Raw genomic sequence first — 11,441 nt, 5'->3', positions numbered from 1 at the left:
TTTTTGGTTTTCCTTCATCAAGCCACATTCCTTCACTGCCTTGCTTTCGCTTTACCATTCTTCCCTATTATCCAATAAGCAATCCATCCCAAGATGTTTGTCAAGAGAATGATTACGATCCATAATATACGTTGATTGCTGCTTAGGTTTCTGTTGGCAGTCGCGTGATACAGCGTGTATACAAAAATTACTAGCAAAGGGAGTATAATTATCAGCTCCTGTGTTCCTAGATTCAAAAAAAGTAGGTTCATAATTTTAATTTTATTTTAAAAAATGGTTTTTTTGTCGTTATATCTTTACCAAAAGCAATATTGTATTCTTAATCGTTTAGTCTTATCCCCCCATAAATTTCTCTAAACACTTCTAATAGATCCAACCCCATGCCATCAGCGAAAGCAATTATTTCAGTTGCAAGCGCTCGCTTGCTGTTGTCTCCGAAATACTTACTGATTTTGCCATTGGTTATTCCAAGTCTTTGTTCAATATCCGTTTGCTTCTGTGTATACTTTTTAAAAAACTGTCCCTCTGGTGACATGTTTTTAAATTCCGCGAGAAGATTTACTTTTGGCCGATTTGGAAAGATTTCGTCTACAGCTTTTTGGAAATAGTCTTCTCCTAAACCAGCCTGTTCATTTGCTAAATAAATAATCTTATAAAACTCCTCTGCATAAGGTTTGGCGTCTTCATTATTCGAAATAGAATTTATACGATTTGTAGATATCCCAGATAGACGTGATATCTTCGCTTTGTTGGAACTTAGTTTGTCTAAATATGTACCTATTTTGGTAGTCATTAAATTGTTTTATGTAGAATTTGGTTTTAAAATTTCCTAATTCGTTATATTATTTATATATTTGAACTATAAACAGCGACAAATACGGAAGTGGGGCATTACCACTTCATAACGATTGTCACTCATGAACGAAGCTGTCAATTTCCACATGAGTAGATCGTGGGCTCGCTATCTATTGGATTTTATTATCTTTGCGATATAAGTTCAATAGAGCGATGCTCATGTTAGACTTCTGTGGACCCACAATTTCGGTTGTGGTGGTACTTGACAGCGCCAGTTCAGAAGCTTTGAGCATCGCTCTATTGGTTTAACCACCAATTAGCATATCTCCTAACTTCCCGGGTGCATCGTTCTAATAACCAAAAAAAGGATTATGAGACGATTAAACAAGACCACTAAAAACCAGCAGATACCGATCCAGGATCGATGTCATCGGTTTTCGTATTCATTACTTATAAAGAACGTTTCTGCGCCACCGGAATAGGTCGTGCATAAGCGACAGGTGTTAACAGTAGGGGGAGTTCTGATCGATCGGACATAGAACCAAGCATGCGAATTAATCGCCCGCAAAGGGGTTCTGGATACGGTTTTCTCAGCAGAAAGGCCACAAGATAGCCTTCTCTTCCTTCTTAAAATAACAGCCTGTTACCGACCTCTGCTTGTATAAAACAAAATGGGTTTTTCCTGGTCAATAGATCGGTTTCACGACGTAAAAAGTGTTGCAGCTTAAAATTATGAAATCTTCTATTGCTTTGCAAATATTTCTTTTCGTTTAGTACAAAATTTTTCTCTTTGAATTATGAAGAGGTCGGTTTCTTTTAGAATACGAAACATGCATAACCGTATTGATTACAGTGAAACCCGCTGCTTTCGTATTTTTTTTCAATTTATTTATTAACCGCGAAGCGGTAATGGATAGGCTGTTTTAGGCCACTGCAGGGGCTTTTTGCCATCCTTGTATTGATTCGCACAACACCTTAAAAAAATGAAGAATTTTTATAAGGGTGGGAGAGATATGTCTTATTTCGATTGGATATTCCACCTGTTTAAATCAAAAAATAACCGGAGCCGGACGCTGTTCTGCTTCGGGATATGTTTCGTTTTGTTGTTTAGTAATCAGTTGACTGCTCAGGAGCCCCGCAGGGACAGCGGGGCCGATAGGCTTCCGGAAATCCTTCCTATCGCCATCGGCGAGCTTATTCCGCCGGCATTATGGGAACTCCCTCTGAATGTCGTAAACCATCCGTTGGGCAACGAAACAATAAAATTGGGGGATTATCAGGATAGGAAGTTGATCATATTGGATTTCTGGGCAACCTGGTGTGGGAGCTGCTTGAGGAGCATGGCAAAGATCCAGGCCCTGGAAAAGGATTGGAACGATAGCGTGCTTTTCCTGCCCGTAAACGCTGAAACAACAGGGGATATACCGGAAAAGATCCGAAACACATTTACACGTTTCCAACAATCGACAGGCACCGCATTGGATAGGCAGTGCTACGTCTTTCCCGACCGGGATCTCTACCGCTTTTTTCCTCATAAAGCACTGCCACATGTGGTCTGGATATTTGAAGGCCGGTATATCGGCAGTACCTATGCGGAAGCCGTGACCACCGAACATATCAAAGCTGTGCTGCATAGCGGCGGGCTGCAGAGGCCTGTTAAAAAAGATCTTCTGACTTTTTCGCCAACGAGGATGATCGCCGAACAGTTGCCGTTTTCTTCCATTTCACGGGAGCAGAATGTGCTGTTTACACGATATATAGAAGGTTTAGGTTTTGATTCGGGTACCTTCTACACGCACGATGCGGGCTTGCTCTACCGTATTTCCAACTTTGAGCTGCTGTACTTTTTTTATATAGCCTTTCCGGAGATTTTCCATGGGGTAAAAACCGATGATATCGTGTTCTCTGAAACACTACAGGAGAATCTCCGCCGTGAACTGGTAGCTCCTGTTCCATATGAGGATGGTTATTGTTTCGAGCTGTTTTCTAAAGATACGCTTACGATCGAAATGGTGAGGAAGAGGCTATCCGAGGTGCTCGGGACCAATTTTGATGTGGAGCTGCACCGTGATGAAAAACTGCAGAAGGTGATGGAACTGGTTCCTATGGATGCGGTGAGTGTAGAACCGCAACAGCGGGGTAAGAGGCGTGCTGCGGGGAAGCATGCTGAAGAAAGGAGTTGGAAGGTATTGCTGGGCCGCTTTAAGGAGACCTGGAAGCTACCTGTTGTCGATCACAGCGGAATAGCAAAGGGTATGGTATTCGACGTGCCTGTGGGGCTGGATTTTGGTAGCAGAGAGCAGGTTGAGAAATTTCTTGCTGTCCATGGTCTCACTCCGGTTGAAAAGCAGGTTGCTGTACCCATTGTAGTTTTTACACCTAAAAATATAAAATATACCAATGAAACCAATTAAACTGATTATTGTATTTTTTGCTGCACTTATCCTGGGACTGGAATGTTCCGGGCAGCAACTTAAAGGACGGGTACAGTCGGAGGACGGTTCGGGCATAGGGCTGGCTTCGGTGAAGAGCCTCCGTCTGGGCGTAACGCTGGTAACAGCGGAGGATGGTGTGTTTGCCCTCTCCGGGGCGGTATTGCCGGATACCCTGCAGGTAACCCGTAGGGGGTACGGAGCAAAGTCTATTGTTGTCGTTTCGTACGATGAACTGCGTATAGAGCTGATAAGGGATTACGGACAGATAGAGGAGGTGCTGGTCAGTACGGGCTATCAGAAGCTGCGGGCCAATGAGATGGCAGGCGCTGTGCAGCTACTGGATAAGGATCTGCTCAGCCAACAGGTTGGCGTGAATATCCTTGACCGCCTGAACCATGTATCGCCGGGTGTACGTTTTGATAATAATGTAACGGTGTCGGATACGCGGAAGCTGAATTTTACGGTGCGGGGCATCAGTACGATAAACGGGCAGCTAGATCCTCTGCTGGTGGTGGATGGCTTTATCTACGAGGGGGATATCAAAAATATTGATCCCAACAGTGTGGAGTCTGTTTCTATATTGAAGGATGCTGCTGCCAGTTCGATCTGGGGGGCGCGTGCCGGGAACGGTGTGCTGGTGATCAGCACAAAACAGGGAAGTACAAAACCGGGGTATAACTTTTCGATCGATAAAACAACGATTTTCAGCGATAAACCGGATCTCTACGATCAGTTCCAGCTGCCGGCTGCCGATTTTATAGATGTGGAGCGTCTGCTTTTCGGAAAGGGCTATTTCGATACGAATATCCGCCGTAATCCGCAGAATGCACTGACTCCGGCGGTGGAACTGCTGCTGAAAAACCGGAAGGGTGAAATGACGGACGGGGTAATGGAGGAGCGTCTGGCTGCTCTTGCTACAATCGATGGGAGGCAGCAGTATATGGACTATTTTATGGAGCATCCGTTGATAGACCAGTACGGGCTGAACCTCTCGGGTCGATCGGATATGAACCGCTTCAATCTTTTTGCGGGCTATACCTATCAGAAGAACGAGTATGCTACAAAGCAGAGAAAGCTGAACCTGCAGTTTTCGGACCGTCTACGTCTTGGCAACAAAGTAAATGTCGACTTCGGAATCTACTACACCAACGATAACAGTAAGGTGGGAAAGCCGGCGTATTCGAGCTTTGCCATCCGGAGCAAAAAAGTACCTTACCTGCAGTTTGTTGATGAAAATGGCGAAGGGATGGTACTGGCAGATACTTACCGTAAAGAATATACGGATAGCTATGCGCTCTCGGGTCTTTACTCCTGGGATTATATCCCACTGGAAGACTACCGTTATGTTGATAATGAAACGAAGGTGAACGAATATTTCGGCCGTTTTGCGCTGAGCTATGCGCCCTGGTCTTTTCTGACTGCCACCCTTGCCTACCAGGGGCAGCTGCAGCAACAGCAGAATGATATTCGTTACAGCGAACAGAGCCGCTACGCGCGCGTGCTGATCAACCAGTTTGCCGCGGCGAATACATCGACGGGCTTGGTTGATTTTCCGATTCCGAAAGGAGGCATAAAATCCATGTCTCGTGGGGATGTGGCGTCCTATACACTGCGCGGTCAGGTGGATGTCAATAAGCGATGGGAACTGTTCAACCTTGTGGGGATGGCCGGATGGGAAATGCGGCAGCGTAAGGAGAATGGGGAGAGCTCTACGCTCTATGGCTATAAGGACGATCCGTTAAGTTATGTTGCGGTGGATTATACGGCTATTTATCCCATTGCAATCTCGCTCAGTTCTTCCAACATAACCGGCCAGCCTGTGTTTACCGAAACGGTAAACCGCTTCATATCGGTTTACAGCAACTGGGCAGCTTCGCTGATGGATAGGTATGGTCTGACAGCAAGTATGAGAAGTGATGGCGCAAATATATTCGGTGCGCAGACAAATGATAAATGGAGCCCTTTTTGGTCGGTAGGGGCCTTCTGGAACCTCGATAGGGAACAGTTCATGGCAGATAGGGGATTTGGAACGCTGAAGCTGCGGGCAACGTATGGCAAGAGTGGGAATGTAGATCTAAGGCGTACACCTCTGCCGGTGGCGGGCGTGTCGCCGCAGCTGTATTCGGATTTCGTGGGTATGAAGATCGGTCAGCTGAACGATCCTGCCCTGCGCTGGGAAAAGGTGGAAACCTGGAATGTCGGTCTGGATTTTAATGCATGGAGAGGACGTATCCACGGTAATGTTGATTTTTACCAGAAAAAGGGGGTGGATCTTTATGGGATGAGCCCTTACGATTATACGGCCTGGGGGGTAGAATCTTTTGTTATGAAGAATGTGGCAAGTATGCGGGGCAGGGGTGCCGAGTTACTGCTGAGCATGAAAAATATGGAGGGTAGATTCTCCTGGCAGACGACCTACAATGTGAGCACCAACAAAAATAAGACGCTGGAATATTATTCCACCTCGACCATGGGGCTGAGTTCTTTTATTTCTTCCAGTTCGATAACACCGGTTCCGGGTAAGCCCCTGAATGCGATATCGGCCTATAAATGGGGCGGATTGGATGCCCAGGGGAATCCTCAGGGTTATCTGTTCGGCGAGCTGAGTACGGATTATGCGCAGATCCGCACGCAGGCCTCAGCGGATGAGACAAACGGCAATATCCTGTTCGTAGGCTCGTCAACGCCGCAGTGGTTTGGATCTTTGATGAACACCTTCGCCTATTGGAAGATGAACCTGGCTTTCAACCTGTCGTTCATGGCCGATTATTATTTTAGGAAGGATGTGACCTCTTATAGTACGTTGTTCTCTACGGGCGTTGGTCAGGCCGATTTTCTGGATCGCTGGCAGAACGAGGGGGATGAACTGCATACCGATGTGCCTTCGCTGATATATCCGGTGAATAGCAACAGAGAGAGCTTCTACAAGTATGCGGAGATCAACATCCTGAAAGCAGACCATATCCGTTTTGAATATGTGCGTGTTGGCTTTTCTGATAAGATCGCCCGGAAATATCCGTTCACGTTGTATCTGAATGTGACAAATCTGGGGCTGCTGTGGACAGCGAATAAACAGGGCATCGATCCGATGTTCCAGGGAAGTATGAAACGGCCGACGACGTATGCCGTCGGTCTGAACTTAAATCTATAAACAATGAGACCATTTCTACTATGCTGTTTGTTTGCGCTCGTTTGTGCAGGCTGCAGTGATTATCTTGATATCAAATCCAACAGTGCGCTTGCGACGCCCAATACGTTGGAAGTCCTGCAGAGTCTATTGGATGAGAGCAACACGATGAATTTTTCGACAAACTCATACGGTGAGGCTTCTGCCGATGATTATTTTTTGACGGCAACGGTCTACGATGCGCAGGCACTTAGTGGACGGGAGGTCTACACCTGGCAGCGGTACGTTTATGAATTTACCAATGATTGGGCGGTGGGCTACACACCCGTTTATGTATGTAATACGGTGCTGGAGAATCTGGCAGATATCGGGCGAACAACCGGAAACAGTGCGGATTGGGACAATGTGATGGGTTCTGCATACTTTTTCCGCGCGCATGCCTATCTACATCTGCTGTGGACCTATGCCCGGGCTTTTGATCCCCAGACGGCCGATACCGACCTGGGCATAGTGATCCGGCATAGTTCTGATCCTTATGAGGTTTCGACGCGGGCATCGGTGAAGGTCTGCTATGAATATATCGTGGAGGATGCCAGGAAAGCTTTAGCCTATCTGCCGGAGAAAAGTATCCATCAGCTGCGTCCCTCTAAGATTGCATCTTATGGGCTGCTCGCCCGTACTTACCTGAGTATGGGTGAATTTGAGAAGGCAAAACTGTATGCGGATTCGGTACTGTTGCTGAACGATGTGCTGTTGGATTATAATGATGCGGCATCGTTGACGGCATCAAATACTTTTCCTTTTTCACGCTTCAATAAGGAAACGCTGTTTTATACACAGATGATCAACTACAGCCCTGCGATTACTTATTCTGTTGCATTTGTCGATACGGCTCTTTACGGAAGTTACGAGGATGCAGATATCCGCAAGCAGGTGTTTTTTAACAAGGGGAGCGAGGGCTACTGCCAGTTCAGGGGAACTTATGCGGGGACAACGTATCTTTTCTCGGGAATGACGACGGCTGAGTTATATCTGATCCGGGCGGAGTGCAATGCGCGCAACGGGGAGGGAGCTGCTGCATTGGCCGATCTGAATACCCTGCTGAAAAATAGGTATAGTGCGCAGGCTTATGTTCCACTGGATCTGCAGGATGCAGATCAGCTGCTGGCGCGTATTTTAGAGGAACGCCGTAAGGAGCTGTTATTGAGGGGGCTGCGCTGGATTGATATCAAACGCCTGAACAGGTTGGGGGCGGGGATTGTGCTGCGTAGAAATATAAATGGCGAGGTGCTGGAACTGCTACCTAATGATAACAGGTATGCCTTGCCGTTGCCGGCCGATATCATCAGTTTAACCGGTATGCAGCAGAATCCGATCTGATAAAGGATCGGCTTGTGGAGCTGTTGATGAACGTTAAAAAAAGAAGGTAGGGGATCAGTTCCCTACCTTCTCACTTTTGTACCTTTTTACCGTTGTCAGCAGTTAATTCTGATAGGCAAAGGTTGGGTTTGTACTGCTTGTTCCACCAGATTTAATAGCTTTGTAGCCGTTTGTATCATTGCCAACGGCCTGCAGTTCAATTCTGGAAGGGTTCAAGGTGCGGCTTCCGCTTGCTCCCTGTAGATCACTGTCTTCGACGATCATCGAACAGGCTTTTGCGGATCCTGCACAGGATGATGCAGGGTTGTCTTCTGCCCAGTTAGATGGATCGGCAACTTCGTCCTGATCGTGTGCGTTGCCTGCAAAGTAAAGTGTTACGGCGGCCAACTTAGAAGTTTCTGTTTTCGCCGTTTTGTCTCCGAATGACATAAGGGAAAGGCTTAAGCCGGCGATCGTCAGGGCAACGGCTGGCATAATGTTTTTTAAAATGAACTTTTTCATTTTGTTAAAATTTAAGATTTTGAAATAGAAGTTAGTATATCGTCTTTTGGCCGACCAGCCCGCGGCAATGGCTGCCTTGCAGCTATCGCTCTGTTGTATTTGCGTTGTGAAAAATATCCTGCAATACTGAGTATGAGAAAGATGATGTTAAAAAAGAAATGTAAGCGCCAGCCTAATTTTGGTAAGAGGGAGCCGCAGACACAGGGAAGATTGTTTTCCGTTAGTAATAATGCCATACCTATATAGTTGGTGAAGGCGGCCATTAATACCGAGGATAGCAAGAAGCCTGCTTTCGCAGTGGTACGTTTGACCAATAAAACAACGGTGATGATTTCTGCGATAGGCAGCGTGTAGGCTAACAAAATTCCCAGCAGATCGTCAAAAGGTTGGGCAAGCATACCTTGTTTAAATGCCTCGAAGTGGATAATTTTATCGAGGGATGCAGGTATCCATAAGAGGAACAGCAGGCCGATGATCGTGTATACTATAATCTGTGTCTTTTTCATGACGAAAACCTTTATCTCGCTAGCGACGGGCTAACAAAACAAAGGTATAACGGAAAGGGGCTGCGTCAGGGGATAGAAACGTGCATTTAGGGGGATACAAACGTGCAGGTTTCATGCCACATGCCCGTATCAAAGGGTTTGGTAGTCGTCCAGATTTAAGGGATATCCTTTAGGCCATTGTCCGTACACTTCTTGGTAGGTTAAGACGGTGTCGGGTGGATGAAGCGCGGAGAGTATGCCAAAGATACTGTGCTCATCCAGCAGATTATCGTTCCCATCGATATCGATATTTTCTTTCATATCCTGAATAATTTCAAGAAACCTGGCTTGCATGTCAGAGTCTTTCGGAAAGTGCGCTGCTACGGGTTTCTCTTTTTTTAAGCACCGGACATCGGTTGCATTTTTTCATAAGCCAATAATCGTAAGAACCGGTATCGTGCTATTATCTCTACAGCTTGGGATACCAATTTATCCAATTTGCTGTAAGCGTACAGTTCAGGGGATTAACATGTTGTTTATTAGATATTTTAATATTCGTTAACAAATTATCTAGTAAAGAATTGTGTGTTAGTAATGGTGTTTGTAATCTTTATGGATTACTTAGGGAATGCTTGGTTGATTTGCCATATTTGTGGGAAAATTGTTTTTTTTAGAAGAATTTTATGCAAATGTCAAATAAGTAGTTGTTTTTTTTAAAAATTTCTTTTCTTGTGGAGTATGTTAAAATTTAACGAAATAGCAATGAGCCCGTTCTGTTGGAAGATTTGCTTTCGCGTACGATGGCTGCTGAAAGATTGAAAGTAAGCCTTCGCACATTTGATCGAATGAAGAAGGAGGGGCTGATAAAGGCTGTACGCGTAGGTAATACAGATTTTTACCGACTACAGGATTTAGAAGAAGCTTACCGCATGAGCATCAACAAAGGACGTATTTAATCCTCTTTTCTTCGACTCTCCTTCGTACCTGCTTCGTACCTTGTTCGAGTGTTGTTCGACTGTTCTTCGAGTCGGAGTCGAACAGCACTCGAAGAACAGTCGAACATTAGTCGAAGACGGGTTAATATTCTTAGCTTTAAAGTAAGATAGTGACAGGGCGGTATTCAACGCCACTGATTGTTCAAATTGATTTCCTTTCTATGGGGTTTTGGCGCAGATAGTAAAGGAGCTATTGAGTCCCGCGATGAGAAATGAGATGCAGGGGAAGTACTTTTAATCCGAATGTTCGATGGGAGTTACGCTATGCGATGTGCTTGATTTTTAGGGGTATGTAGGTCGAAGCAGAGCTGTTGAATGCTAGGCTAGAGAACCGAAATACAGCAGAACATAGAAAAAGTTTGTCATAAACTGATATGAGTTTGTCGTATCCGAACTTCGTTTGTGATAAACGTATCTTCGTTTGTCGTAGACTTAGATGCGTTTGTGACAAACTGATTCTCGTTTGTGACAAACGCAATCGCGGCTGTTTCAGATTGATATGCGGTTGGGGTGTCAGATGCAAGCTGACGTTAAACTTGTCTTCGTTTGCGACAGACGCAGTTGCGTTTGTGATGCACGGATTCTAGTTTGTGGTAAACTGCAATGCGGTTGTGATAGACTGTGATTCGGTTGGGACAAACGTATATCGGGTTGGTTCAGACTAAGTGTCGTTTATAGGGGCTTTTTGGTTTTCTTGGCAAAGTAGTACAAGGTTAATTATGGATCAAGAGCTGCTATGTTCAGATAAAAATTCGCTGCTGGTGATGCCTGTTTGGGTTTTGAAGAAACGCATAAGATGGTTGGGTTCCGAAAAATGCAGCTTGTACGCAATTTCACTGATGGTTAATTGAGAATGCAGTAGATAGTTTTTCACTTCAAGGAGTAGACGCTGCTTGAGCAGCTGCGTGGCAGTAATGCTGAATTGTTCCTTTACAGCTTTATTTAAAGAAATTCTACTGATGCCGAGCATAGTAGCATAATCTTGCACACGCTGTTTTTCTTTGATGTGGAGTTCGATGAGGCGTTTGAACTGAAAAGCGTAGTGTTCGCCGTCCTGTTGGAGCTTCAGCTGATTTTGGGAAGCATATGCTCTGTTGAGTTTTTGAAGGATATAGTACAGCAGCGAACGGATGATATGTACGCTGTCCGATTTAGGAAGCACCAATTCGCTTTTGATTTCTTCCAGTATACTGCAAAAACGTTCAAGAGCTTCTGTTGTAACGTCTATCTTTAGCGGGCAATGCAGTTGGTAAAAGTAAAGAAGACGGTAGGCGAATAACTTGTCGGCGAAAAAATCATTTAAAAAATCCTCTTGAAATAAAAGAATGGTGAAATCTTGATCGGAAGCTGTAAAATTCCACTGTCGTTTTTGAAATGCAGAAATAAAAAGTACGCTATTGTCTGAAAGTTCGATCTTTTGATCGCCTAAAATGACGTTTCCTCTGGCTTTCTTCATGAATATGACTTCGAAGAAATCGGCGGTGAACGGAACTGATTTTAGGTAGACGCCTTTGGGGCTTTCAAAATGTAATACATTCAAAAGGACGTCCACGCCACATTCTGTTTTGTGGAATTTTAGGGTTTCCATAGTAATCGTATTTCCTAGATGATAAAGTTAGCTGCGGAAAATGTTTGATGTGTCTTCCTACAGCTAACTTAAAAGCTTTGATGGTTGCAATTTACGGATTTCATTTCATCCGAAATAGCTTTTCTTGGCAATATA

The 11,441-nt window shown here is 45.0% G+C and carries 10 protein-coding genes; 4 read left to right on the top strand and 6 right to left on the bottom strand.

Features of this window, described 5'->3' with window-relative positions:
- Positions 1-32 precede the first annotated feature (32 nt).
- On the bottom strand, positions 33-251 hold the full coding sequence (locus tag ACSZOX_RS01235) for a PLD nuclease N-terminal domain-containing protein (RefSeq protein ID WP_437917921.1): 219 nt from the start codon (positions 249-251) through the stop codon (positions 33-35).
- A 68-nt stretch (positions 252-319) separates the two neighbouring features.
- A complete protein-coding gene (locus ACSZOX_RS01230; RefSeq protein WP_437917920.1) occupies positions 320-793 on the bottom strand; it encodes a hypothetical protein in 474 nt (157 codons plus the stop codon).
- 985 nt (positions 794-1,778) lie between these two features.
- Between ACSZOX_RS01230 and ACSZOX_RS01225 the strand changes: the two genes are divergently transcribed.
- From ACSZOX_RS01225 to ACSZOX_RS01215, 3 genes are read left to right on the top strand one after another with little or no spacing between them, the layout of a single operon-like run.
- Positions 1,779-3,209, top strand: a complete 1,431-nt coding sequence (locus ACSZOX_RS01225) for a TlpA family protein disulfide reductase (RefSeq protein ID WP_437917919.1) — start codon at positions 1,779-1,781, stop codon at positions 3,207-3,209.
- Positions 3,196-6,381, top strand: a complete 3,186-nt coding sequence (locus ACSZOX_RS01220; RefSeq protein WP_437917918.1) for a SusC/RagA family TonB-linked outer membrane protein — start codon at positions 3,196-3,198, stop codon at positions 6,379-6,381. Before ACSZOX_RS01225 ends, ACSZOX_RS01220 begins: the two co-directional genes overlap by 14 nt.
- Before the next feature lie 3 nt (positions 6,382-6,384).
- Complete coding sequence (locus ACSZOX_RS01215) at positions 6,385-7,737, top strand: RagB/SusD family nutrient uptake outer membrane protein (RefSeq protein ID WP_437917917.1); 1,353 nt, start codon at positions 6,385-6,387, stop codon at positions 7,735-7,737.
- A gap of 102 nt (positions 7,738-7,839) precedes the next feature.
- Here the strand turns inward: ACSZOX_RS01215 and ACSZOX_RS01210 are convergent, their stop codons facing one another.
- From ACSZOX_RS01210 to ACSZOX_RS01200, 3 genes are all read right to left on the bottom strand, one after another.
- A complete protein-coding gene (locus tag ACSZOX_RS01210; protein WP_437917916.1) occupies positions 7,840-8,166 on the bottom strand; it encodes a hypothetical protein in 327 nt (108 codons plus the stop codon).
- An 83-nt stretch (positions 8,167-8,249) separates the two neighbouring features.
- The gene (locus ACSZOX_RS01205) at positions 8,250-8,744 is read right to left on the bottom strand and encodes a MauE/DoxX family redox-associated membrane protein (RefSeq protein ID WP_437917915.1); all 495 of its coding nucleotides are present in this window, start codon (positions 8,742-8,744) and stop codon (positions 8,250-8,252) included.
- A gap of 129 nt (positions 8,745-8,873) precedes the next feature.
- Positions 8,874-9,077, bottom strand: coding sequence for a hypothetical protein (locus ACSZOX_RS01200; RefSeq protein ID WP_437917914.1), 204 nt, complete (start codon positions 9,075-9,077; stop codon positions 8,874-8,876).
- A 422-nt stretch (positions 9,078-9,499) separates the two neighbouring features.
- On the opposite strand from ACSZOX_RS01200, the gene ACSZOX_RS01195 reads away from it, so the two are divergent.
- Complete coding sequence (locus ACSZOX_RS01195) at positions 9,500-9,679, top strand: hypothetical protein (protein ID WP_437917913.1); 180 nt, start codon at positions 9,500-9,502, stop codon at positions 9,677-9,679.
- Positions 9,680-10,442: 763 nt separating this feature from the next.
- On the opposite strand, the gene ACSZOX_RS01190 is transcribed toward ACSZOX_RS01195, so the two are convergent.
- Complete coding sequence (locus tag ACSZOX_RS01190; RefSeq protein WP_437917912.1) at positions 10,443-11,306, bottom strand: helix-turn-helix domain-containing protein; 864 nt, start codon at positions 11,304-11,306, stop codon at positions 10,443-10,445.
- Positions 11,307-11,441 lie beyond the last annotated feature (135 nt).

This window comes from Sphingobacterium sp. LRF_L2 (genome assembly GCF_965644235.1).
GTDB lineage: Bacteria > Bacteroidota > Bacteroidia > Sphingobacteriales > Sphingobacteriaceae > Sphingobacterium.
Note: the sequence above shows the minus strand (reverse complement) of the source record. Positions and strands in the feature narration are given on the sequence as shown.